This window comes from Jiangella asiatica (genome assembly GCF_004349065.1).
Taxonomy (GTDB): domain Bacteria; phylum Actinomycetota; class Actinomycetes; order Jiangellales; family Jiangellaceae; genus Jiangella; species Jiangella asiatica.
On sequence record NZ_SMKZ01000003.1, the window covers coordinates 132,578 to 155,563 of the forward strand.

Below are 22,986 nucleotides of genomic sequence, written 5' to 3' on the forward strand. Positions count from 1 at the left end.
AACGTGCCCTGACCGCCCAGGTACGGGCCCACACCACCATCACCAACCGACCGCAGGGAGTTCCGCCGATGCCAGTCGTGAACACGTCGAATGCCGCCATGAAAGCAGACCGCCGCCCGGAGTGGAGCCAAGTGACGGCCGCCGGACGATTCCGGGTACCGCGCTCGGGTGGGACGTTCGATCGGCACTACCACGACTGCGACGAGTACTGGCTGATCTATGCCGGTCGGGCGAAGGTGATGACCGAGGGCGAGGAGTTCTACGTCGGCCCCGGCGACATCGTGTGTACCAGGGCGGGCGACGAGCACGATGTCGTGGAGGTCTACGAGGACCTGGAGGCGTTCTTCTTCGAGGACGTGCTCTTCGAGGGTGGCCGGGCAGGACACCTGCACCGATCGCCAGAGCTCGCCGAACGGCACGAGGTGACCGGTCGCGACGTCCCGGCCGGCTTCGTGAGGAGGGCCTGATGCTGCGCGTGGTTCACATCGGCCTCGGCCGCTGGGGCTCGGTGTGGTGCCGCGACGTGCTGCCGCACCTGGAGTCCGCGGGCCTCGCGAAGACCGTGGCAGCCGTCGACACCGACGTGTCGTCGCACGGGAGGGCGCCCGCCGGCGTTCCGTGCTACACCGACCTGCGCGATGCGCTGCGGGATCACGCCGCGGACTTCGTCACCGTCGTGGTCCAGCCCGCGTTCCACGAGGCCGTGATCGACGTCGCGCTCGAGCACGACGTCCACATCCTGTGCGAGAAGCCGATAGCGGACACCATGGAGGCATGCGCGCGGGTGTACCGGAAGGTCACGGCCGCGGGCCGGAAGATGGCCGTCACCATGAGCCACCGCTTCGACCAGGACAAGCATTCATTGGAGGCAGCGGTCCGCGGCGGTGACTACGGACGGCTCAACTACGTCGTGTACCGGTTCACGCACAACAGCCGGCATGTGGGCGACTGGGGCGAGTTCCGCTACCGCATTCCCGACCCGTTGCTGGTGGAAGGGACGGTGCACCATTTCGACATCGTGCGGGCCCTCACGCGGGCCGACGCCGTCACTGTGTACGCCCGGACGTGGAATCCGCCGTGGAGCGAGTTCGCCGGCGACTCGACGGCCCTGATAACCGTCGAGATGACCAACGGCACCAAGGTGCTCTACGAAGGCGCCAAGGCGAACGCCTCGACCATGAATGGCTGGGGCAACGACTACATCCGTGCCGAATGCGAGAACGGCACCCTGGAGCTCAGCCGACGGCGCCTTCGCGTGCTCCACGGGGGTGCGCACGACGTGCCCACCGCCGACGAGCTGCCGCTGCTCGACACCCGGTCGGTGTGGCGGAACGCCTGGATCGCCGAACAGTTCTGCGCGTGGCTGCGGGGTGGACCGGAGCCACCGACGACCCTCGCCGACAACCTCCAGTGTGCGGCCCTGCTGTTCGCCGCGATCGAGTCCGCCCACACGGGCGAGCCGGTGAAGGTGCAGGACTATCTCGCCGCACACCTGGAGGCGACGTCGTCGTCATGAGTACGTGTAGTTCTGACCGGAAGCCCAGTCCGGGAACGCCCAGTCGTCGACGCTGACCTGCGCGCCCTGCTTGCGTGCTTCCTCGATCGCGCGGTCCCGTTCGGCGGTCGTGTCGGAACTGAGCTTCTCCAGAGCGGCCTTGTAGTCCGTCACGTCGCCGGTGAGGGTCCCCGCGACGATCGAGCCGAAGTCCGGATCGATCGGTTTCATCTGAGCCTGTGCGACCGCCACGTCGGGATTGCGGACGACCGGGTTGGGCGCCAGGAACACGTGCTCGAAGATGATCTCGACCGCCTTCTTGAACAGCGGGTGGACGTCCGCGGTCTCCACCACCTCCGGGAAGAGCGGAACCGCGTTCATGCCTTCGACGATCCGCGCCTGGATCTCCTTCTTCCCGAACCACGAGATGAGTGCGGACGCCTCGTCCACGTGCTCCGATTCGGCCGCGATCCAGTGGGTCGCGCCGGCGTGAACCGGGCCTTTCGACACGACGACGTTCTCCGAGGGTTCGGGGACCGCGAGCGGGCCGAGAGCGACCTTGCTCTCGAAGTCCGCGAAGTTGAGGACGACCTCGGCCATGTTGAACTGGGCGTCGAAGAAGATCGCACTCTGGCCGGTGACCCACCTGGCCCGCGCCTGCCGCGCGTCGAGCGACGTCGAGGCGGGGAACAGCACGCCGTCCTGGCTCATCGCCAGCCACCACTCGAGAGCGTCGAGGTGGTACTGGCTGTGGAACTGGTACTCGCCGGTGCGCAGATCCACGCCCCCGAGGGTCGGTGCCCCCGCGGCCTGGGCGAGCTCCTCGATGTGTTGCCCCATCCGGCCGGTCTCCTTGATGGGTGCGACCCAGCCGTAGAGGTCGTCGCCCAGGCCACGGATCTTCCGGGTCGCGGCCCTGATGTCGTCGTAGGTGACCGGGGGATTCTCCGGATCGAGGCCCGCCTGCTCGTACAGTTCGCGGTTGAACCACGTGAGGATGTTGAGCCCTCGGAAGTCGTTGACCGGCAGGCCGTAGACCTCGCCGTCGAAGACGTTGATCCCCTCGAGCAGGATGCCCTCCGGTATGCCGGCACGGACGTCGTCGTCGAGCTTGATCGGCGTGAACCAGCCCTCGTCCACCAGGCCGCCTGGGTTCAGGTCGAGACCGAAGATGGTGAAGACGTCGGGCATCTGGCCGCTCTGCTTCGCCAACTGCAGCGCTTCGCCCATCTCGGCGGGGTTGTACACGGTGTAGTCGACCTGCAGCCCGCCGTCGGACTCGGCGAACTCGGCGAAGATCTCCCGCTGGATGTCGGCCACCGGCTGGCGCGGGTCCCACCACTTCAGGACGCCTGGTGAGTCCCCGCTCCGGCTCGCGCCGTCGTTGCCGCAGGCGCCGAGCCCGAGACCTGCTGCGGCAAGTCCACTGCTGACAAGGAACTGTCTGCGGTTGAGTCTCATGTCGTACCTCCGTGTTCGTGGCGCTGGGAAGGTCGCCGGAAGGCTTGCGGAGCCGTACTGTCGTCGAGCCCGGTGACCAGGACGTGGTCAGGGGCGTTGTCCTGTGGAGGCTCGGTGGCGAAGCACTCGATGAGGCCTCGTGGCCGGCATACAATCGGCGCGAACCTCGACGTCGACGTCCGGTTTCGTGGCCTGGCTCCGTCCGGCACCGCGACGATCACGCCCGCCTCCCGGGACCCAGACTACGAAATCGAATTCGTAGTTCACACCAAAACAAGGTCCGGGCATCTTGTCAAGAGCTGCTCAGGAGCAGTGAGGAAGCGTGCGATCAGCTCGGCTCGAAATCGATATCGAGGCTATACTCGGACCGTCGGCTGAGCCGGCGAGTGGCACCAACAGTGGCGAGGAGTCAGATGAGCACCGACGAGCAACGCCGGAGGGTCACGGCGCGCGACGTCGCCGCGGTCGCCGGTGTCACCCCTGCCACCGTGTCCAAAGCCCTCAACAACTCTCCGGAGGTCAGCGAGGCGACCCGCTCCCGGGTGCTCGAAGCGGTTCGCCGGCTCGGCTACCGGCCGAACAGCGTCGCGCGAGGGCTGCGCGCACGCCGGACCCACACTCTCGGGCTTGTCACCGACGATCTCGAGGGCGTCTTCACCACCACGATGATGCGCGGGGTTGAAGAGGTCGCCAGCGAGCAGGAGTTCGGGGTGTTCCTGTGCAACAGCTACGGAAGCGCGGCGAAGGAGCGGGCTCACCTCGAGATGCTCTACGACAAGCAGGTCGACGGCGTGATCCTGCTGTCGGGCTACCGCGTCCGCGAACGAGGCGCCCCCGTGCGAGATCTGCCCGGCACACCGACGGTGTACCTGTTCCAGTACACCAACGACGTTCCCGTTCCTTGCATACTGCCCGACGACGAGATGGGCGCTCGTATCGCTACCGAGCATCTCCTTGGTCTGGGGCGACGGCGGATAGCGTTCATCAACGGTCCGCCGCACTACGAGGCGACGCACGACCGGCTGGCCGGCTACCGAGCTGCCCTCACGGCTGCGGGGGTCGACTTCCGGCATGCGCTCGTCCGCATGGGCTCGACGTGGTACCAGGACGAGGGGTATGCCCAGATGTCCGACCTTCTGGACCTGAGTCCCGTTCCCGACGCCGTCGTCTGTGCGAGCGACCACATGGCCGCCGGTGCGCTCGACGCCCTGCACTCCCGCGGGCTGCGGGTCCCGGACGACGTGGCCGTCGTTGGCTTCGACGACCGCGCGTTCTCGCGTCATCTCCGCCCGCCACTCACGTCCGTCGCGCTTCCGCTCTACGAGATGGGCCGGCTCGCCGGCCAGCGGCTTCTCGCCGCCATCGGTGGCGAGAAGCAGAGTCACGAGTTCCTGCGCATCCCCTGCGACCTGGTCGTCCGCGAATCCTGCGGCGCGCCGCGCGGTGCCGATCGCTGAGCGAGCCGCAGCGCGGCTGCCGCCAGGACGGCTCCGAGGAGCGCGCCGAGCGTGTTGGAGAGCCAGTCGTTGGTCGAGCAGGATCGGCCGAGCGCAGTAGCGAAGGCCTGGAACACCTCGATCAGCAGTGAGAGACCGCTCGCGGCGAGGAACATCAGGAATGGGCGGCGGGTCAGGGCCGCGGCGAACAGGACCACCGGGGTGAAGAGGACCACGTTGCCCATCAGCTCGACGGCGCCGAGCGTGGGGAAGTCCCACTCGATGGCGCAGCTGGTCTTGAGCTCACGGCTCGTCGGGACGAGGGTGAGCAGGAGCACCGGCACCATCGACACTCCCAGCAGTGCGAGGGTCACGCGCGACCTCGGGACCAGCCAGGCTCCGACGAGCGGACCCACGATGATCAGGCCAGTGAGAGCGACCGTCGTCAGCCAGGGATGTTCGACAAGGATGGTGCTGATCACGGCACGACCCTACGCAGCGGCGGTGCCGTCGTGCGCGACGAGTTTTGGTCGCGCCGAGGGGAAGCTGGAGAATCTGCGACGGCCGCTGCTGGGGTCGGCCGGGTGGCGGAGCGGGCGAGCGCGGCCCACGCGCGGTCCTCGCGGATGACCACGCAGGATCGGCAACGAGCTCATCTGGGCGGTGGCAGGCCCTCCTGGGCCGCGCCTCGGAGTGGAACCTGCTGATGGACCCGCCCGCGAGATAGGTCTCCAGCGGGCCGTCGGCGCGAGCCAGCCCTTCGATCTCGGCGTAGGTCTCGCGACGTTCCTCGTCGTCGTAACCGCTCAGCGTGACGACGGCGATCGCGGCGGACCGATCCTCGGACATGTACCTCGCCCGCTCCTCGGCGCCCAGGCCTGGGCTCCAGTAGGAGATGCCACCTCAGGAGCAATGAGTGGTAACGCGGGACGATGCGGATCGACGCGGTGAGATCACAGGGCGGCCGGCTGACCGACGAGGCGGGCGCTTTCGTCCCAGAGCCGGTCGCAGCGCGCGGGATCGGTTGTGTGCGGCGCGGTGGCGACAGCCCTCCGCTTCACGAAGAACTGCCCGGTGACGGTGTCGACCTCGGGTGCGGTGGCGAGCCATGTCGGCGTGTCGGCGCCGACATCGGGACCACCGGGTGAGAACAGGTGCGAGATCGCCGCGAATGCCCGGAGCAGACCCCGGTTACTGCTGCGGCCGAGATGGGTCCCCCGGATGATGCCGGGGTGCGCGCCGTTGACCGTGATGCCGCTGCCTTCGAGCCGGCGAGCGAGGGCATAGACGAACATGGCGTTCATGTTCTTGGTGCGCGCATAGGCGATGAAGGGCCGGAAGCTGCGCGGTGCGCCGAGGCCACGCGCCGTGTGCAGTTCGAGGTCATCGAGGTCCACCGGCGTTCGCGCCAAGCCCCGCGGCGAGGCGCCGACGACCACGAACCGCGCGCGGCGAGCTCCGATGGGGTCGACCAGGGAGCGCAGCAACAGATAGGGCGCGAGATGGTTGGTGGCCAGGGTCCGCTGGTGCCCCTCGGGCGTGCGGTCCGCGACGTCGGCGACGACCGCGGCGTTGCTGACCACGATGTCCGGCGGCGGGGAGGCCAGCCGCTCCGCCAGCCTGCGGACGTCGCCGAGCAGCGAGAGATCGGCACGCTCCAGCCGCAGGTCAGCGTCCGGGACAGCCGCGACGATACGTCCCCGGGTCCGGGCGAGCCGGTCGTCGCTCCGGCCGACGAGGGTGACCCGCACTCCGTCCGTGGCGAGGTTGCGTGCGATCGCCTCTCCGATGCCGGAGGTGGCTCCGGTGACCACGGCGTTCTTCGTCGACGACACTGGTGTGCTCCTCCTGGCGGTTCGACGTAGACCCTCGAGAACGGGTTGACGGCGTCAACCTAACTCCCCAGGTTGACGACGTCAACCTGGGGTGGTGTCACGGGGCGCCGAGCCGCTGGACACTCCCACCTCGTACAGGTGCCGGCGGATCGCCACGTACACCACCAGGCACAGCGCCGTGCACACGATGACCGTGTAGGCCATGGGCAGGGCGACCGCACCGAAGGCGCCGGTGATCGGGGCGCAGACCGCGCCCGCCAGGTGCTGGCTGACGCCGAGGACCGCGGCCGTCGTGCCGCTGTCGCGCCGGGCCGTCGCCATGCCGAGCCACAGGACGTTGGGGGCGGCACAGCCATAGCAGGCGAGCAGGAGCACGAAGAGCGTGAAGGCGACCCAGAGCCGGTCCGCGCCCGCGGTGAAGGCGACGGCAAGGCCGATGCCGGTCAGGAGGGTGCCAGCGAGTGCGCTCCCGAGGATGGTGGCCGGGTGGAGCCACCGGACGAGGGTGGCGTTGAGCTGGTTGCCCGCGATCAGCCCGACCATGCTGACAGCGAACACGACGCCGTACTCCTGGGCGGTCAGGCCGTAGGTCTCTTGCAGGATGAACGAGGCGCCGGCGAGGTAGGACATCATCGCGCCGGAGACGGCCGCCTTCATCAGCGCGATGGTCGGCAGGTGCGGTCTGGCCAGGACGGAACGATAGGCCCGGAGCGGATCGAGCCAGGAGCGACGCACAGGCCGTTCCGGCAGCGTCTCAGGGAGCCGGAGAGCGACACATCCGAAGATGGCCAGGCCGAGCAGCGCGATCATCGCGAAGATCGCCCGCCACGAGAACACCTCCATGAGGTACGCGCCCAGGACCGGCCCGATCATCGGAGCGATCGCCGTGGCGGTCAGCAGGTGCGAGTAGAACCGGGCCAGCGGTCGTCCGTCGTAGCTGTCGCGGCCGATGGCCCGGGCGATGACGAGGCCCGTCGCGGCGCAGGCGCCCTGGAGCAACCGGGCGCCGATCAGGACCCAGATGTGCCAGGCCACCATGCACAGCAGTGACGCCGCCACGTAGCCGAGCAGCGCGAACAGCACCGGCCTTCGCCGCCCGACGACGTCGCTCAACGGCCCGGCCAGTAACTGTCCGGCCGCCATCCCCAGGAGAACGGCGGTGAGTGTGAGCTGGATGGTCGAGCGCGAGACCCCGAACTCCGCGACGAGCGTCGGCAGGCTCGGGCTGTAGGCGTCGACGGTGAACGGCCCCAGCCAGGTGAGCAGGAGGGCGACGGCGACCCGCCAGCGCATGCCGGCTCCGCGAGGGCCCGTTCGGCCCTCGAGTGGTTCGGTGTCGAGCGGGCCGTGCTGGCCGGCGTCAGTGCTCATCCGGGTGCCGTTCGCTGCATGTACCGCCTCCGATCGACCGATGTCCGCCGAGCTCGCCGTCAGTTCGCCACTCCGCCGATGTCGGAGCGTGCCGCGACGATCTCGGTGTCGAGGCGCGGCCGGCAGATGAAGTCATTCCGATCGGCGTGGCCGAGGATCCGGGACGACAGAAAGACGAGCTCTCGGAGTTCGCACGACATGCCCGTCCTTCGTCACTCGGCCGAAGGCGGGCGTGCGGGCCCCTTGACGCGCACGAATTCCTCTTTAAGGAAACTAGTTCTACTCAACAGAAGTCGATTCGGTCAAGGGCGAGCGTTGTTCGTGCTCGCCGCCGTGCGGCGCTCAGCCGAGCCGGTCTCCCACTTCCGTGGTCGCCTCGCGCAGGGCATCGACCCATTGCGACAGCAGGTCGTCGGTCAGGCGGGTGAGCGGTACGGCGATACTCATGGCGGCCGCGGGCACGCCGGCCTTGCGCACGACCATGCCGATGGAGCCGACGCCCTCCTCGCTCTCGCCGGAGTTGCGCGCGTAGCCGACGGCACGTACGCGCTCCAGTTCGCGTCGCAGGCCCGCCATGGTCGTGAGCGTCGCCTCCGTCACCGATTCCAACCGCCGCTGGGGCAGCAGCTCGCGCAGGGCGTCGTCGTCGAGCTCGGCCAGCAGTGCCTTGCCGACGCTTGTGGCGTGGGCCGGCAGCATACGGCCGGTGCGTCCGGAGACGCGCAGAGCGCGGTCGCTCTCGACGGCGTCGAGGAACCGGACGTTGGAGCCCTCGCGAACCGCGAGGTGAACCGTCTCGCCGACCGCCCGGGCCAGCCGCTCCATGCTGGGCCGAGCGACAGTGCGGAGGTCGAGCGAGCGCACGACGGCGAGTCCGATGTCGAGCAGTGCGGGACCGGCAACGAACAGCTTCGAATCGGGCTCCCGGGCGATGAACCCCCGGTAGACCAGCATGGCCGTCAGCCGGTGCGCCGTAGAGTGCGCGACGCCGAGCGCGGCACTCACGTCGGTCAGCCGAATCGACTTGCGATGGGCGAACATGAGGATCACCTTGAGCGCGTTGTCCACCGAGTCGATCGGGTACTGGGGCAGCTCGCTGGACCCCTCGCCGAGTGCAGACTTCTGCATGGCGGAAGCCTAGCCCGCAGGGCATTCGTCACTCGCGAGCACTGCCGTCACGCACCGGGACCTTGACGAGTCCAAAGGCTCCGTGGAATCATGTGGTTCAATGAACCATATGCGACGGCGTTGTTGCAGCGGCGGGCTCGGCGGATGCAGCTGGGGCCGCCGGGCCCTTCCGGGCCCAACGCTGTCGTCCGCCGGTGGTGAGCGTCCGGGGTCTCACCGGACCGGCTCGATCGGCGTGCGTGTGCACCCAGCGGGGGAGCGGCGTGTCGCCCGCGCCGAACTCGGACCAGCTCCTCGTTCCCGCGGCCGACGCGGCCGACGCGGCTGCCGGCAGGGCGGGGGGTCGAAGCCGCGCGTGGTCTGGTTGATCACGATTCTCGGCAGATCCGGGCCACGAGCGAGGCAGCACGTCCCAACGTCCACTACCGCAAGCCTCAACGCTGTTTGCGGCGGTCAGAGGAGGTTCCATGAGCGAACTGACGGAGCACCGATCTCATAGGCGTCGAGTCCGTCGAACCGGTCGAACTCGTCCGGTCCGCCGGACGGCGATCGGCATCGCCGCCGCCGTACTGGTCCTGGCATCTGGCTCCTGCGCAGGGAGTGATTCCGCCGGCGAGCTCCAGGGTGGGTCGGCTGGCGGGGGCACGCAGAGCTCCTCGCTCGTCGTGGCATATCGAGAGCCGCTCAACTACGACTGGATCAACAGCGGCACGACCGTCGGCTCCGGCGGCCCACTCATGCTCAACGTGGTCGAGCCCTTGCTGGAGCGGATGGAGGACGGGTCGTTCGAGCCGCTGCTGGCGGAGTCGTACGAGGTCAGTGCCGACGGGCGCGAGTACGTCTTCACACTTCGCGACGGCGTGCTCTTCCACGACGGCAGCGAGCTCACCGCGGACGACGTGGTGTACTCGCTCGAGTTCACCAAGGCGGGCAACACCATCGCCGCGACGCCGCTCGAGGTCGTCGATGCGATTGAGAAAATCGACGAGAGCACCGTAAAGGTCACGCTCTCCACGCCGTCGAATGTGTTCCTCCTCTCCATGGCCCGGCTCAGTGGCATGATCTTCCCGGAGGGCAGCGGCGACCAGATCGAGACTGATCCCGTCGGCACGGGGCCGTACGACTTCGCCGAATGGCGCCAGGGCATCGAAACGCGGCTGGAGAGATTCGACGACTACTGGGGAGAGGCGCCGTCGTTCGAGAACGTGACGTGGCGCTTCCTGGCCGATGACAACGCCGCGGTGAACGCGGTGCTGGCGGGCGACATCGACGTGATCGCCGACCTGCAGAGCTTCGAGCTGCTGGAGCGGGTCGAGGGCGACGCCGGCCTGCGGATCGTCGAGTCGCCGTCGGAGGCCACGAGTCTGCTCTGGCTGAATGCCAATGACCCGGTCCTGGCCGATCAGCGCGTGCGTGCGGCCATCGCACACGCCATTGACCGTCAGGAGATTATCGACGGCGTCATGGCCGGCTGGAGCGAGCCGCAATGCGTCTTCGTCGATCCGGTGAGCGATCTCATCGAGAACGAGTCCTGCCCGTACCAGTACGACCCGGCTCGAGCGACAGAACTGCTCGACGAGGCCGGTGTGCAGGATCTGGAGCTCGAGCTCAAGTACGACGACCGCACCGTCAACCGGCTGTTCGCGGAGGTCCTCGGAGCGCAGCTGGCGGAGGTGGGCATCACCCTCGTCCCCCGCGCCATGGATCGCGCGACGTGGTTCGAGGACGTCCGCGAGCACGGGAACTACCAACTTGCCCCGGGTCTGCTGCAGGCCACTGCCACGCTCGACGGCGAGGTGGCGTGCCCGCACCACTGGACGAACGACTGCCCGCCCGACGAGTTGCTTGCGCTCGTCGACGAGTCCGACGCGACGACGGACCGTTCTCAGATGGTCGAGTTGCGCCGACAGGCCCTGGACATGCACGCCGAGTGGGCGCACTGGATCACCATCGCCCGCACGCCCGGCATCGCCGTCGTCCGCGCCGACCTGAGGGGTGTCAAGCCGTACCGGTCGTGGGTCGAGTTCGACCTGCGCGGACTGGGCTGGGAGTAGGCCGGTGGACACGTCGAGGAGGTGGACATGGGACGCATAGCGCTCCGATCCTTCGCGGTGCTGCTCGGGTCGGCGCTGGTGGGCTCGTTGCTGGTCTTCGGCCTCCTGCGGCTGCTCAGGGGCGACATCGCCTGGGTCATCGCGGGGCAGGACGCGCCGGTCGAGGCTGTCCAGGAGCTGCGCGACGAGCTTGGCCTCGACCGGCCGTGGTTCGTTCAGTACGTCGACTGGCTCGGCGGGCTGGTCCGGGGCGACCTCGGGCAGTCCTACGCGAGTGGCTATGACATCGCCGAGCAGATCCGGATCCGGATGGGTCTGACGCTCAGCCTCGCGGTGCTCTCGCTGCTGCTGTCGCTGGCCTTCGCTATCGCGGTCGGAACCTACGCGGCGCTGCACAGTGGCGACGGGCGGGGCCGGGCGCTGGATCTCACCGCGCAGCTGGGCATCTCGATACCCACCTTCTGGATCGGCATGCTTCTGATCAGCTTCATCTCCATCCGGATGGGCTGGCTCCCCGCCGGCGGGTACGTCTCCTGGCGCGAGGATCCGGTCGGCGCGATCCGGTCGCTGATCTTGCCCGTGCTGACGCTCTCGGTGCACCTCGGCGCGGTACTGACGCGATACGTCCGGTCGGCGATGCTCGACATCCTGAACGAGGACTACATCCGTTCGGCCATGGCCAAGGGCCGGACGTTCGGCAGCGCGGTTGCCACGCACGGCATCCGCAACGGCGCGGTGCCAGTGCTGACCGTGGGCGTACTGGCGCTCGGCAGCCTGCTGACCGGCGTCGCAGTCGTGGAGGTCGTCTTCAGCCTGCCCGGGCTCGGCCGGATGCTCCTGGACGCCGTGCTTAGTCGCGAGGTCATCGTCGTCCAGTCGCTCGTCTTCATCTTCATCCTGATGATCCTGGTCCTGAACTTCCTGATGGACCTCGCCTACGGCCTGCTCGATCCCCGGATCCGAGACAAGAGGAGCGTGGCATGAATCGCCAGGGGAGTTCGGTGCAGGCGTCCGGAATCCACGCGGACGCGCCGAAGACCGCGATCGAAGGGACCACCGGTCCACAGCCGCATCGCTCGCGCGGACGCAGGTTCCCGGCGCCGCTCGTCACAGGCACGGCGCTGATCGCCTCGGCATGCCTCGTCGCGTTGATCTCGCTCTGGTGGACCCCGTTCGACCTCACCGGGGTCGACACCGCCGGTAGCCTGCTCCCGCCGCTGAGCGACGGACATCTCCTCGGCACGGACCGCTTGGGCCGCGATGTCACCAGCCAGATCATGGCCGGCGCGCGCAACTCCCTGATCGTCGGCGGTGCGGCGACCGGGATCGCGATCGTGGTCGGCGTCGTCGTGGGCCTGATCACCGCGGCTTCGGGCCGGGTCGCGCGCGAGGTCATCACCCGCGTCATCGACATCGGCGTGGCCATCCCGGCCCTCCTGGTCGCGCTGGTCCTGGCCACCGTCCTCGGCCCGGGACGGGCGACCGTGATCGCCGCGATCGTCATCTCGTTCGTACCGTGGGCAGCCAGGGTGTCCGTCGGGCCGGCACGGCAGATCCTCGCGCGGGAGTACGTGGAGGCGGCCTTCGCCTACGGGCGCAGCCGGTGGTACGTGATGATGCGCCACGTCCTGCCGAACATCGGGTCGTTGATCGCCGTCCAGGCCGCGATCATGTTCGCGACCGCCGTGCTGGCCGAGGCTGCGCTGTCCTTCCTCGGCGTCGGCGAACCGCCGCCGGCGCAGTCGTGGGGCCGGCTGCTCAGCGAGTCCCAGTCGGTGGCGCATCAAGCACCGACGCTGGTGATCTTCCCGGGGCTCGCCATCACGGCGGTCGTGTTGGGCTTCATGCTGCTGGGCAACGGCGTCCATGCCTTGCTCGATCCGCATCAACGACGACGCGAGATGGAGGCGAGGGAGTGATGCTCGAGATCCGGGATCTCTCTGTGCGTATCGGCCGGCATCAGGTCGTCGCCATCGACGAGCTGACGCTCGCGTCCGGCGACCGCATGGGCCTGGTCGGCGAGTCGGGTTCGGGTAAGACCATGACGGCCATGAGCATCGCCGGGCTCCAGCCCCGGACCGCCACGGTCAGCGGCTCGATCCGCCTGAACGGCCGCGAGCTGCTCGGCCTCGACCCCGCCGCGATGGCCGAGGTCCGGGGCACGGACCTCGGCGTGATCTTCCAAGATCCGCTCCGGGCGCTCAACCCGACCATGCGGGTGGGCAAGCAGGTCGGTGAGGCGATCCGGCTGCATCAGCGGGTCTCGCGCCGGACGGCACGAGAGCAGACGGTGGAGCTGCTCACCCGAGTCGGTCTCGACGACGCCGGCCGGCTCGTCGGCCGCTATCCGCATCAGCTGTCGGGAGGGCAGCGACAACGGGTCTTGATCGCCACAGCCATCGCCTGCGAGCCGATCCTGTTGATCGCGGACGAACCGACGACGGCCCTCGACGTCACGGTGCAGCAGGGCATCCTCGACCTGCTGGTCGAGTTGAGCACCGAGCAGGGCATGGGGCTGCTCTTCGTCAGCCACGACCTCGGCGTGGTCCGGACGGTGACCAGTTCGATCAGCGTCATGTACGGAGGGCACATCGCAGAGACCGGCCCGGTCGAGAGCGTGATCCAGCAGCCCCGGCACCGATACACCGAGGCGCTGATCGCGGCCAGTCCCGGCCGCGGTGAGAGGGCCGGCCCCGCCCAGCACGGCAGGCGATTCAGGGTGATCGAGGGCACCGTGCCACCGCTCGGGTCGTTCCCCTCCGGCTGCCCGTTCCGCGGCCGGTGCGGCCACGAGGTGCCCGACTGCGCCATGGCACCGCCCAAGACAGGCCCGGGACCACACGTGTTCCGGTGTTGGAATCCGACCGCTCCAGCGGGTGATGAGGTCGATGCGCGGACTCATTGAGGTCGAGGGCCTGGAATTCAGCCATGGCCGGGAGCGCGGCTCCGACGCGAGAGGAGGCGGGAGCTGGTCGCTGCGGGTGCCGGAGCTGACCATCGAGGACGGGTCGACCGTTGGCATCGTGGGGGAGTCCGGCTCCGGCAAGTCGACGCTGATCCGTATCCTCTGCGGACTGCTGCCGGTGGCCGCCGGATCGGCCACCTTCCGCGGCAAGGAGATCGCGGACTGGCTGCGGATCGGAGGGCGAGAGTTCCGCAGGCAGAACCAGCTCGTCTTCCAGAATCCCTCGGGGTCGTTCGATCCGCGAATGACCATGGGGAGATCGGTCGCCGAACCGGTCAAGGCCATCGAACGGCGTGCGCCGACCGGTGCGGAGATCGCCGGCTGGCTGAGCGAGGTGGGACTTCGCGGGGAGATCCTGCGCCGGTATCCGCACGAGCTCTCCGGCGGGCAGCTCCAGCGGGTGGCGATCGCGCGTGCACTGTCATTGCGGCCGAGTGTGCTCTACGCCGACGAACCGACCAGTGCCCTCGACGTCTCGGTGCAGGCGCAGGTCCTGAACCTGCTCATGGACCTGCGCGAGAACCTCGGCCTCACCCTGGTGATGGTCTCGCACGACATCGTCGTGGTGGCCGAGCTCTGCGAGTACCTGGTCGTGATGAAGGACGGGGGAATCGTCGAGACCGGCCGTACCGACGACGTCATGCGACGGCCGCGTGCGTCGTACACCGAAGAACTGATAGCCGCGGCCGAACGCGTGAGTCTGCGTTGAGTGCCGAAGACAGCGTTGTTCAGAAGTCGGGTAGTGAAGGAGTGGCGATGACCACCGCCGCAACGCCGAACGTCGTCATGATCGTGCTCGATGACCTCGGATTCGCCGATCTGGGCTGCTACGGCTCCGAGATCGACACTCCGAACATCGACCGGCTGGCCTCCGGTGGCCTGCGCTACACGGGATTCCATGTGACGGCCGTCTGCTCGGCGTCGCGCGCGTCCATCCTGACCGGCCGCAACCACCACAACGTCGGTATGGGGTTCCTCACCATGCCGATGCATGCCCCCGGCTACACGGCGCGGATACCGAGGTCGGCGGCCACCTTGCCGCGCGTGCTGCGCGACGGCGGCTACAACACGTTCGCCGTGGGCAAGTGGCACCTGACGCCACAGTTCGACATGGGGCCCGACGGGCCGTTCGACCGCTGGCCTCTTGGTATGGGGTTCGAGCGCTACTACGGCTTCCTCGGAGGGTTGGCCAACCAGTGGACGCCCGACCTCGTCCGCGACAACAGCTTCGTCGAACCGCCAGGATCGTTCGACGACGGCTACCACCTGACCGAGGACCTGACGTCTGAGGCGATCCGGATGGTCCTCGACCAGCAGAACGCAGCGCCCGGAAAGCCGTTCTTCCTCTACCTCGCGCCGGGTGCGACACACTTTCCGCATCACGTCCCGCAGGAGTGGATCGACCGCTATCGCGGCCGCTTCGACGACGGTTGGGAGCGATGCCGCGAGCGGACCTTCGGCCGTCAGGTCGAGCTCGGCATCGTGCCAGAGGGCACGACGTTGGCGGAACGTCCCTCGTGGGTCGATGCCTGGGACGAGCTCACCGGCGACGACCGCATTCTGTTCGCTCGGCAGATGGAGGTCTACGCGGGCTTCCTCTCCCACACCGATGCGCAGATCGGCCGCCTCCTGGACTTCCTCGCCGAGCTCGAGGTCCTCGACGACACCGTCGTCATGCTCATGTCCGACAACGGTGCCAGCGCCGACGGCGGCCCGCACGGCGCCATCGGACCCGAGAACTACTTCGAGGCCAACCCGGTCGAGTCCATGATCGCCCACCTCGACGACATCGGCGGCCCGCGCACCTTCAACCATTACTCCTGGGGATGGGCCTGGGCCGGGAACACCCCTTTCAGGTTGTGGAAGCACTACACGTGGCTGGGTGGGGTGCGGGTGCCGCTGATCGTTCGCTGGCCCGGCGGGATCGGCGCCGACGGTGGCGGCGTGCGCACCCAGTTCTGCCACGCGATCGACCTGATGCCGACCGTGTTGCAAGCCGCGCGCCTGGATGCGCCACCGGTCGTCGACGGGGTCGACCAGCAGGCGATCGACGGCAGCAGCTTCCTCGACACGCTCGACGATCCCGGCCGGCCGAGCAGCCGGACGACCCAGTACTTCGAGATGATGAGCTCACGGGCCATCTACCACGACGGGTGGAAGGCGACGACGAACCACGTGCTCGACTTCCCCGCCCAGCGGCGGCTTCTCGACGGCAGCACGAGCATCGACGCCGACGAGTGGTCGCTGTACGACCTCTCACGCGACTTCGCGGAGGCTCACGACGTCGCCGACGAGTATCCCGAGGTCCGCCGCCGACTGGTGGAACTGTGGTGGTACGAAGCGGGCCGGAACCAGGTGCTGCCGCTCCTCGGAGGTCTGCACGACCGCCTGGCGGTGATCGAACGGCCGCCGTCCGCGGAGCGGACCCACTGGACGTATCGAGCCGGCGGTGCCCCGATACCGCTACCGTCCCTGACCGGCGGGTTCCGCCTCGTCGCGGTCTTCGAGGTCGTTGGCGGTCCGGCCGCGACCGGCGTGATCTGTGCCCAGGGCGACGTCACGGGCGGATGGAGCTGCTATCTGCTGGAAGGACGGCCCGTCGTCACCTTCAAGGTCGGGTCGGAGGTGACGACGATCGCCGCCCCTGGTGCCTTGGGCACGGGCCGGCACGACCTCGAACTGGTCTACCGCCCGCAGCCCGGCGACGCCGCATACCGGTTGAGCGTCCGGGTCGACGGCGACGACGTCGGCAGCGAAGCGCTCACGTCGGCGAGACGGCTGTCGATGGCGGCCGGGAAGCTCCTGATCGGCCGAGACACGGGCGTGCCGGTCAGCGATGACTATCGGGCCCCGTTCCCGCTGACGGGACGGGTTCACAGCGTGAGCCTCGACCTGCTCCGTATGACGCCGGAGGATCAAAACCAGGACGTCGAGTTCGAGCTTGTCGACGAGTGACCTGGGTGTGGGCGCGATGGATGGGAGACCACTGACGCGGTGAGCGCGGGTGGACCGCGGCACACCCGGACAACGACGGAACCGTTCGACAGTGTAAGGTTCAATGAACCTGTGGGAGTGTTGATGAGGAAGTACGAGAAGACCTATCGGCGTTCGCTGCTGGACATGCACATCCCGGGATGGGACCCGGATTTCCTGTCCCGGTACGAACCGGCGTCACTGGCCGACGAGTATGCCCGTGCCGGCGTCGAGGGCGTCCTGCTGTACTGCAAGTCGCACATGGGCCTGAACTACTGGCCGGCGCCGGTGGGTGGGATCCATCCTGCGGCGGCCGAGCGCGACCTCGTCGGCGACCTTGTCGACGCGTTGCGCGAGCGCGACATCCGGCCGGCCGCCTACCACTCGGTCGTGTTCGACAACTGGGCCGCCGAGAACCATCCCGACTGGCGCCAGCTGTCGCCGGCGAGCCTGCGCGGCACCGACAACGTGGCCATCACCGGCGTGCGCTACGGCACCATGTGCATGAACAACGCGGAGTACCTGGCATACGAACTCGAGCAGATCACCGCGCTCGTCCAGCGCTACGACTTCGATGCTTTGTGGATCGACATGGTGTTCTGGACGACCATCTGCGTCTGCGAGAGCTGCCAGAAACGGTGCCGATCCGAACTGGGCTTCGAGGTGCCGCAGGTGATCGACTGGACCTCCGCCGAGTGGAGCCGGTTCCAGGAGGCCCGCACTCGCTGGCTGGACGAGTTCTGGCGGAGCATCCGCGCGGCGGTGCGCGCGGTGCGGCCGGAGCTGGCCATCACCCACAACCTCGCGCCGGAGCTGTACGGCTGGTACCTGGGCGGGTCGACCGACGAGTTCCCGGAGGACACGTTCGCTGCTGGCGACCTGTACGGCGGACGCGACCAGCAACTGTTCGTGTCGCGGCTGATGCACACGATCAGCACCGGCGCCCAGGGCGAGTACATGACGTCGCGCAGCCCAGACCTGCGCTACCACGTGCAGCTGCGCTCCGAGCGCGAGCTGCTGCTCCAGGCGCTCGGAGCGACGTCTCAGCACCTGGCGTTCCTGTTCATAGACGCGATCGACCCCATCGGGACGGTGCAGAAAGGCACCTACGACCGCATCCGCGACGTCTTCGCCGTCACCCGGTCCTACGAGGACCACCTGGGCGGCACACCGGTCAGCGACGTCGCCCTGTACTTCAGTCCCCGCAACCGCACGTCGCCCGACGAGAACGGCAGCAACATCTGGGCGCCGTCGGCGGGCCGGTCGCCGTACGATGCGGCGTTCGACGGCGCTTGCGCGGCGCTCCAGGCCGCACACGTCCCGTTCGGGATCGTCACCCGCGCCACCCTCGGCCAGCTCGACAAGCACCGCGTCCTGGTGCTTCCGAACGTGTCGCGGTTGGACGACGAGGAACTGTCGGCGTTCCGCGAGTTCGTCCGCGCCGGCGGCCGCGTCTACGCCAGTGGCCTGACCTCGCTCGGCGGCGTCTACGGCGAGCGCTTCGGGGAGTTCGCGCTGGGCGACGTCCTGGGCGTCCGCGCCGGGCGGCCGTACCAAGGCAACATAGTCTTCCTGAAGCCGCAGGTCCCGCACATTGAGACCGCCGCCAGCCCAGAGGCGTACGTCAGCTGGGGGCTGCAGCCGCGCGAGGTGCTGCCGCACCGCAAGCCGCCCCAGGCGCTCGACATCCCACTGCCGGCCGGCGTGACCGACGGCGCGGACGTCTGGGCCACCGTCACGCTCCCGTACGCGTACCCGGACTTCGGCAGCCTCCAAGGGCACCGGTTCGCCAGCATCCACTCGTCTCCGCCGTGGACTGACACCGAGACCCCTGCGATCGTCCGGAACTCTTTCGGCGCCGGCGAGTCGCTCTACTGCGTCGCGCCGATCGAGACCGCCGGCGACGTGTCGTCGCGCGCGCTCTTCACCGAGCTCATCCTGCATCTGCTTCACGACGACCGGCGTATCGAGGCCACGGCGCCACCCGCGGTGTGGATCACGCTGTTCGACCAGCTCGATCAGGATCGGATGATCCTCAGCGTGCTCAACTACGAGCCGCAGGCCGGCATGACGGCGGACGTCAGCGTGATCGCACGAGCGCCCGCCGGGTACGACGTCGTCGGCGTCACACGGACCACCGACGACACAGACATCGAGTACGAGCTGGTCGAGAAGGGCCGGGGCGTCAAGCTCGACGGCCTGTCGCTGCCGCTCTTCGAGCAGCTGGAGATCTCGCTCGCCGGACCTCGGGAGTCGTGATGGGCGAGGCGTACGAAGGTGTGGCGTTCGACGCCATCGCGGCCGAGCGCGCGCTGGACGCCGGTCGCGGGATCGTCCGGCTCGCGCCCGCGTGGGTTCCGCGCGCGTTCTGCACCCCCGGGCGGCGGATCCGGTTGCATCCGGACGACTACTACCCGTTCGAACAGGGCCGGGGCGGAATCGACGAGCGCTGGCTCGCCTCGGCAGTGCGCGCCGACAACGGCCCGCTGACCGGGCCGCACGAGGGTCTGAGCCTCGTCGTCGACCCAGCCGGCGCGTTGCTCCCGTTCGACGAGTTCGTCGCGCACCACCGGGCCGCGCTCATCGGCGAGCGGCTCTGGGCGGCGTACGGAAGATGGCCGATGTACTCGAAGTTCTTCGACAACCTCGAGGCGTTACCTTTCCACGTGCATCACCGCGACGAACACGCGGCGCTGGTGGGAAAGCCCGGAAAGCCGGAGGCCTACTACTACTCGCCGCACATGAACAATCACCTCGGCCGCCAGCCGATCTCGTTTCTCGGGCTGCAGCCGGAGGTGGCCAAGGAAGAGGTGCTGGAGAGACTGCGAAGATACTCCCGCGGCGGCGACAACCGAATCACCGACCTCGCGCGCGGCTATAAGACTCGACTCGGCACCGGGTGGGACATTCCCGCGGGCGTTCTGCACGCGCCGGCGAGCATCTGCACCTACGAGCCCCAGGCCGCGTGCGATGTCTTCTGCATGTGTGAGTCGTGGAGCAACAATCGGGAAGTGCCGGCCGATCTCCTCTGGAAAGACGTCCCGCCGGAGCGGCACGGCGATCTCGACTTCATCATCGAGCTTCTCGACTGGGAGAAGAACGTCGATCCGGAGTTCGTGAGCCATCGGTTCATGACGCCGTATTCGACGAAGGGTTCGCTCGACGACGGCGAGACCGCCTATGTCGAGCGATGGGTGGTCTATCTCTCGGCACACTTCAGTGCGACAGAGTTGATGGTGCTACCCGGGCAGACGGTGACGATCAGCGACTCAGATGCCTACGGCCTGATCGTCGTGCAGGGCACGGGTGTGGTCGGCGTTCACGAGGTCGAGGCGGCGACGGCCATCCGCTACGGACAGCTCTCGCAGGACGAGCTCTTCGTGTCCGAGGCCGCCGCGGTGGCGGGAGTCCGGATCACGAACCGCAGCTCGACCTCCGACCTGGTGATGCTCAAGCACTTCGGTCCCGGCAACCCCTCCCGGGCGACGCTCTGATCATGGTGATGCTCTTCGGTCTCGCCGGCGAGGAGGCCATGCTGCGGATCGGCAGCCTGGATCAGCTCGCCTACGCCGAGAGCCTGGTCGAGGAGAACGGGCCCGGCCGCGGTGGCCGACGGCTGCGCTTGGTCAACGGGAGCGGACTCGAGCTCGAGCTCCATCCGGACCGTGCCCTGGACCTAGGCCGGGTCACCGCCTGGGGGACGCCGCTGGCGTGGCGGAGCGCCGCGGGCTTCCCGGTGCCGGTGACCCACCCGGCCCAGGGACTGGGCTGGTTGGAGAGCTTCGGCGGCGGGCTGCTGACGACCTGCGGGCTCGACACGTTCGGTGCACCCTGCCAGGACGACGGCGAGGACTTCGGGCTGCACGGCCGCGTCGGCGGTCTTCCGGCGCGGATCCGCAGGCTTGACGTCACCGACCGGGCGGTGGTCGTCGAAGGAGACGTACACCAGGTGCGGGTCCTCCATCAGAACCTGAGGTTGCGGCGACGGGTCCAGCTCCCTCTCGGTGAGCCGGCTTTCACCGTTCGCGACACCGTCACCAACCTCGGCCCGGCCGACACCGCGCACATGATCCTGTACCACTGCAACTTCGGCTGGCCGCTCATCGAGGAAGGCACCGAACTGCTCATCGCCTCGACGGTCGTCGAGCCACGCGATGAGGCCGCGCACGAGGGCCTCGATGAATGGAACCGCATCGAACCGCCCGCCCCCGGCGTCCCCGAGCGGGTCTTCCGCCACGTCATCGACTCCCCGCGGCCGACAGTGGTGATCCGGAACCCGCGTCTGGGTATTCAGGTCTCGCTTCTGTATTCAGCGATCACGCTCGGTTCGCTCTATCAGTGGAAAATGATGAGAAACAGCGACTACGTCCTGGGAATCGAGCCGGCGAATTGCCCGACATTATTGGGGCGTGGTGCCGCCCGGCAACTCGGTGTCCTGCCGATGCTGCGAGCCGGACAGAGCGTCGAGTACGACCTCGAGTTCCGCGTCGAGCGTCTTTGCTGAGCCGGATTGGGTCGGCTAGCCTGAATCGAGGGAGGTCAGCAGGTTCGTGGTCACCATTCGTGCGGTCGCCGAGCACGCCGGGGTTTCGGTCGGAACCGTGAGCAACGTCCTGAACCGCCCGTCCTACGTCACACCGGAGACACGCGAGCGAGTGCTCGAGGCCATCGACGCGCTGGGATTCGTGCCAACACAGCACCGCCGGCAGTATCGTCCGGGCCGCGAGCGCGTTCTCGGTTGTGTGCTGGCAGATCTCGCCAATCCGTTCTTCGTGGACATCGCGTTGGGAATCGAGGCCGAGGCCGCCAAACGAGGTGCCGGAGTCGTCATCTGCACCAGCGGCGAGCAGGTCCGTCGTGAGGAGCACAACCTCGACATCCTGATCCAGCTGCGGGTGCACGGCATCATCGTCGCGCCCGTCGAGGACGAGAACCCGCGACTGGACGAGCTGCGTGAGAAGGGCGTCCCTCTGGTCTACCTCGACCGCCTCCACCCCAAGCACCTCATCACCAGCGTCCAGGTCGACCATGTCAAAGGCGGCTGGCTGGCTGCCCAGCACCTCGTCGGCCTGGGGCACCGCCGACTGGCCTACGTCGCCGGTCCACAGCGCTCGCACCTCGTCGGCGACCGCCTCGCCGGTTTCTCGAAGGTCGCCCAGGACAACGGCATCACCAGCGGTGAGATCGCGGTCTTCTCGGCGAACAGCTGGACGCCGGACGCCGGTGCCCGCGCCGCCTCGGAGTTCCTCGAGATCCCACGCGAGGAGCGCCCCACCGCGGTCTTCTGCGCGAACGACATGCTGGCCCAGGGATTCACCAGGACCTGCCTGACCCATGGCGTCTCCATTCCGGACGACGTTTCGATCATCGGCTACGACAACCTCCAGCTGGCCGCGGACCTGCCTGTCGCCCTCACCACCGTCGGCCAGCCGAGGGACGAGCTCGGGCGTGCGGCAACCCGGTTGATGCTGAAGTCCATCGAGAACCCGAACGCGGAGGTCGAGCGGAAGATTCTCGAGCCCGAGCTCGTGGTCAGGGACAGCACGGCGGCTCGCCGCGAGATCCCCGAGTGAGAGAATGGGCCTATGGCGTCCAGCACGCGCGATGCGCTCGTCCAGGCCGCGACTGGCCTGCTCGACGACGGAGGGGTGGAGGCGGTGACGCTCCGCGAGGTCGGTCGCCTCGCCGGCGTGTCGCACAATGCCCCGTACAAGCATTTCGCCAGCAAGGAAGCCCTCCTCGCGGCGATCGCCGCGCGGGAGCTGGTCGAGCAGACCGTGGGGCTGACCAGGACGACTGAGGCCTCGCCGACGCCGGAAGGGGCGCTGCGCGCGACGCTGTATGAGTACGTCGCATGGGCACGCCGGCGTCCTGCCCGGTTCAAGCTGACCTTCGGTTCCTGGAGCGTCGAGTCCCCGGAGCTCGCGGCGGCGGCGCATGCGGCGCAGGGCGCTCTGGTCGAGCTCGTCGCACGGGTCCAGGACTCAGGCCGGCTGCCGGCCGGCGACCCGGAGCGCATGGCGGCGTTGCTGCAGGCACTGGCCCACGGGGCGGCAGACCTCGCGGCCGCCGGTCACCTCGACGCCGACGGCAAGGGTCATGCGAGCCCGGCCGACCTGGTCGACGATCTCCTCGAATACTTGAACACGGCGACGGCTCAGGTGACGTCCCCACCCATCACGTGATCATCAACCGTTGGCGACGCCATGACGTCGTCAACCGTTGATGATCAAGGGCTACTCCACGAGCCGCACGGTCGTTCCCCGGC

20 protein-coding genes are annotated in these 22,986 nt (G+C 68.4%); 14 read left to right on the top strand and 6 right to left on the bottom strand.

Annotated features, from left to right (window positions below):
• The first annotated feature begins 98 nt into the window (after positions 1–98).
• Together E1269_RS03750 and E1269_RS03755 are read left to right on the top strand one after the other, a co-directional pair.
• Entirely contained in the window at positions 99–467 is a 369-nt protein-coding gene (locus E1269_RS03750) for a cupin domain-containing protein (protein ID WP_162606222.1), read from the top strand.
• Complete coding sequence (locus E1269_RS03755; protein WP_131891398.1) at positions 467–1,516, top strand: Gfo/Idh/MocA family protein; 1,050 nt, start codon at positions 467–469, stop codon at positions 1,514–1,516. The genes E1269_RS03750 and E1269_RS03755 overlap by 1 nt, the downstream gene beginning before the upstream one ends.
• Here the strand turns inward: E1269_RS03755 and E1269_RS03760 are convergent.
• The gene (locus tag E1269_RS03760) at positions 1,511–2,956 is read right to left on the bottom strand and encodes an ABC transporter substrate-binding protein (protein ID WP_131891401.1); all 1,446 of its coding nucleotides are present in this window, start codon (positions 2,954–2,956) and stop codon (positions 1,511–1,513) included. The two genes, E1269_RS03755 and E1269_RS03760, sit on opposite strands and share 6 nt — an antisense overlap.
• Positions 2,957–3,369: 413 nt before the next feature.
• Here E1269_RS03760 and E1269_RS03765 point away from each other — a divergent pair, with 413 nt between their 5' ends.
• A complete protein-coding gene (locus E1269_RS03765) occupies positions 3,370–4,413 on the top strand; it encodes a LacI family DNA-binding transcriptional regulator (protein ID WP_131891404.1) in 1,044 nt (347 codons plus the stop codon).
• Here the strand turns inward: E1269_RS03765 and E1269_RS03770 are convergent.
• The 5 genes from E1269_RS03770 to E1269_RS03785 form a co-directional block, all read right to left on the bottom strand.
• Positions 4,338–4,874 carry a VanZ family protein gene (locus E1269_RS03770; RefSeq protein ID WP_131891407.1) on the bottom strand — a complete coding sequence of 179 codons (537 nt, stop codon included), beginning with the start codon at positions 4,872–4,874 and terminating at the stop codon, positions 4,338–4,340. The genes E1269_RS03765 and E1269_RS03770 overlap by 76 nt on opposite strands.
• A 471-nt stretch (positions 4,875–5,345) precedes the next feature.
• Entirely contained in the window at positions 5,346–6,227 is an 882-nt protein-coding gene (locus E1269_RS03775) for an SDR family NAD(P)-dependent oxidoreductase (protein WP_131891411.1), read from the bottom strand.
• 81 nt (positions 6,228–6,308) lie between these two features.
• Positions 6,309–7,598: a multidrug effflux MFS transporter gene (locus E1269_RS03780; protein ID WP_131891414.1), complete on the bottom strand. Its 1,290-nt coding sequence runs from the start codon at positions 7,596–7,598 to the stop codon at positions 6,309–6,311.
• A 59-nt stretch (positions 7,599–7,657) separates the two neighbouring features.
• Positions 7,658–7,798, bottom strand: coding sequence for a hypothetical protein (locus E1269_RS32095; protein ID WP_162606223.1), 141 nt, complete (start codon positions 7,796–7,798; stop codon positions 7,658–7,660).
• Between the two features lie 142 nt (positions 7,799–7,940).
• The gene (locus E1269_RS03785) at positions 7,941–8,726 is read right to left on the bottom strand and encodes an IclR family transcriptional regulator (protein ID WP_131891417.1); all 786 of its coding nucleotides are present in this window, start codon (positions 8,724–8,726) and stop codon (positions 7,941–7,943) included.
• A gap of 665 nt (positions 8,727–9,391) precedes the next feature.
• On the opposite strand from E1269_RS03785, the gene E1269_RS03790 reads away from it, so the two are divergent.
• The 11 genes from E1269_RS03790 to E1269_RS03840 all read left to right on the top strand — a co-directional run bounded on the left by E1269_RS03790 (position 9,392) and on the right by E1269_RS03840 (position 22,903).
• Positions 9,392–10,780 carry an ABC transporter substrate-binding protein gene (locus E1269_RS03790; RefSeq protein ID WP_162606224.1) on the top strand — a complete coding sequence of 463 codons (1,389 nt, stop codon included), beginning with the start codon at positions 9,392–9,394 and terminating at the stop codon, positions 10,778–10,780.
• Positions 10,781–10,807: 27 nt separating this feature from the next.
• Positions 10,808–11,764 carry an ABC transporter permease gene (locus tag E1269_RS03795; RefSeq protein WP_131891423.1) on the top strand — a complete coding sequence of 319 codons (957 nt, stop codon included), beginning with the start codon at positions 10,808–10,810 and terminating at the stop codon, positions 11,762–11,764.
• Entirely contained in the window at positions 11,761–12,699 is a 939-nt protein-coding gene (locus tag E1269_RS03800; RefSeq protein ID WP_131891426.1) for an ABC transporter permease, read from the top strand. Before E1269_RS03795 ends, E1269_RS03800 begins: the two co-directional genes overlap by 4 nt.
• Positions 12,699–13,685 (top strand): ABC transporter ATP-binding protein, encoded by a 987-nt coding sequence (locus E1269_RS03805; RefSeq protein WP_131891430.1) that lies wholly within the window; start codon positions 12,699–12,701, stop codon positions 13,683–13,685. The genes E1269_RS03800 and E1269_RS03805 overlap by 1 nt, the downstream gene beginning before the upstream one ends.
• The gene (locus tag E1269_RS03810; protein ID WP_203432863.1) at positions 13,669–14,454 is read left to right on the top strand and encodes an ABC transporter ATP-binding protein; all 786 of its coding nucleotides are present in this window, start codon (positions 13,669–13,671) and stop codon (positions 14,452–14,454) included. The genes E1269_RS03805 and E1269_RS03810 overlap by 17 nt, the downstream gene beginning before the upstream one ends.
• Positions 14,455–14,501: 47 nt before the next feature.
• On the top strand, positions 14,502–16,700 hold the full coding sequence (locus E1269_RS03815) for an arylsulfatase (protein ID WP_131891435.1): 2,199 nt from the start codon (positions 14,502–14,504) through the stop codon (positions 16,698–16,700).
• A 123-nt stretch (positions 16,701–16,823) separates the two neighbouring features.
• Positions 16,824–18,977 (top strand): alpha-amylase family protein, encoded by a 2,154-nt coding sequence (locus tag E1269_RS03820; protein ID WP_131891438.1) that lies wholly within the window; start codon positions 16,824–16,826, stop codon positions 18,975–18,977.
• A complete protein-coding gene (locus E1269_RS03825; protein WP_131891441.1) occupies positions 18,977–20,212 on the top strand; it encodes a cupin domain-containing protein in 1,236 nt (411 codons plus the stop codon). The genes E1269_RS03820 and E1269_RS03825 overlap by 1 nt, the downstream gene beginning before the upstream one ends.
• A gap of 2 nt (positions 20,213–20,214) precedes the next feature.
• Positions 20,215–21,222 carry an aldose 1-epimerase family protein gene (locus tag E1269_RS03830; protein WP_131891443.1) on the top strand — a complete coding sequence of 336 codons (1,008 nt, stop codon included), beginning with the start codon at positions 20,215–20,217 and terminating at the stop codon, positions 21,220–21,222.
• Positions 21,223–21,268: 46 nt separating this feature from the next.
• Positions 21,269–22,291 (top strand): LacI family DNA-binding transcriptional regulator, encoded by a 1,023-nt coding sequence (locus E1269_RS03835; RefSeq protein ID WP_131891445.1) that lies wholly within the window; start codon positions 21,269–21,271, stop codon positions 22,289–22,291.
• A gap of 12 nt (positions 22,292–22,303) precedes the next feature.
• Positions 22,304–22,903 carry a TetR/AcrR family transcriptional regulator gene (locus E1269_RS03840; RefSeq protein ID WP_131891448.1) on the top strand — a complete coding sequence of 200 codons (600 nt, stop codon included), beginning with the start codon at positions 22,304–22,306 and terminating at the stop codon, positions 22,901–22,903.
• Positions 22,904–22,986 lie beyond the last annotated feature (83 nt).

Bases quoted from the DNA above. Each gene is read 5' to 3' on its own strand.
- E1269_RS03750 (WP_162606222.1), top strand. From the start codon at position 99: ATGAAAGCAGACCGCCGCCCGGAGTGGAGCCAAGTGACGGCCGCCGGA.
- E1269_RS03755 (WP_131891398.1), top strand. From the start codon at position 467: ATGCTGCGCGTGGTTCACATCGGCCTCGGCCGCTGGGGCTCGGTGTGG.
- E1269_RS03760 (WP_131891401.1), bottom strand. From the start codon at position 2,956: ATGAGACTCAACCGCAGACAGTTCCTTGTCAGCAGTGGACTTGCCGCA.
- E1269_RS03765 (WP_131891404.1), top strand. From the start codon at position 3,370: ATGAGCACCGACGAGCAACGCCGGAGGGTCACGGCGCGCGACGTCGCC.
- E1269_RS03780 (WP_131891414.1), bottom strand. From the start codon at position 7,598: ATGAGCACTGACGCCGGCCAGCACGGCCCGCTCGACACCGAACCACTC.
- E1269_RS32095 (WP_162606223.1), bottom strand. From the start codon at position 7,798: ATGTCGTGCGAACTCCGAGAGCTCGTCTTTCTGTCGTCCCGGATCCTC.
- E1269_RS03785 (WP_131891417.1), bottom strand. From the start codon at position 8,726: ATGCAGAAGTCTGCACTCGGCGAGGGGTCCAGCGAGCTGCCCCAGTAC.
- E1269_RS03795 (WP_131891423.1), top strand. From the start codon at position 10,808: ATGGGACGCATAGCGCTCCGATCCTTCGCGGTGCTGCTCGGGTCGGCG.
- E1269_RS03800 (WP_131891426.1), top strand. From the start codon at position 11,761: ATGAATCGCCAGGGGAGTTCGGTGCAGGCGTCCGGAATCCACGCGGAC.
- E1269_RS03805 (WP_131891430.1), top strand. From the start codon at position 12,699: ATGCTCGAGATCCGGGATCTCTCTGTGCGTATCGGCCGGCATCAGGTC.
- E1269_RS03810 (WP_203432863.1), top strand. From the start codon at position 13,669: ATGCGCGGACTCATTGAGGTCGAGGGCCTGGAATTCAGCCATGGCCGG.
- E1269_RS03815 (WP_131891435.1), top strand. From the start codon at position 14,502: ATGACCACCGCCGCAACGCCGAACGTCGTCATGATCGTGCTCGATGAC.
- E1269_RS03820 (WP_131891438.1), top strand. From the start codon at position 16,824: ATGAGGAAGTACGAGAAGACCTATCGGCGTTCGCTGCTGGACATGCAC.
- E1269_RS03825 (WP_131891441.1), top strand. From the start codon at position 18,977: ATGGGCGAGGCGTACGAAGGTGTGGCGTTCGACGCCATCGCGGCCGAG.
- E1269_RS03830 (WP_131891443.1), top strand. From the start codon at position 20,215: ATGGTGATGCTCTTCGGTCTCGCCGGCGAGGAGGCCATGCTGCGGATC.
- E1269_RS03840 (WP_131891448.1), top strand. From the start codon at position 22,304: ATGGCGTCCAGCACGCGCGATGCGCTCGTCCAGGCCGCGACTGGCCTG.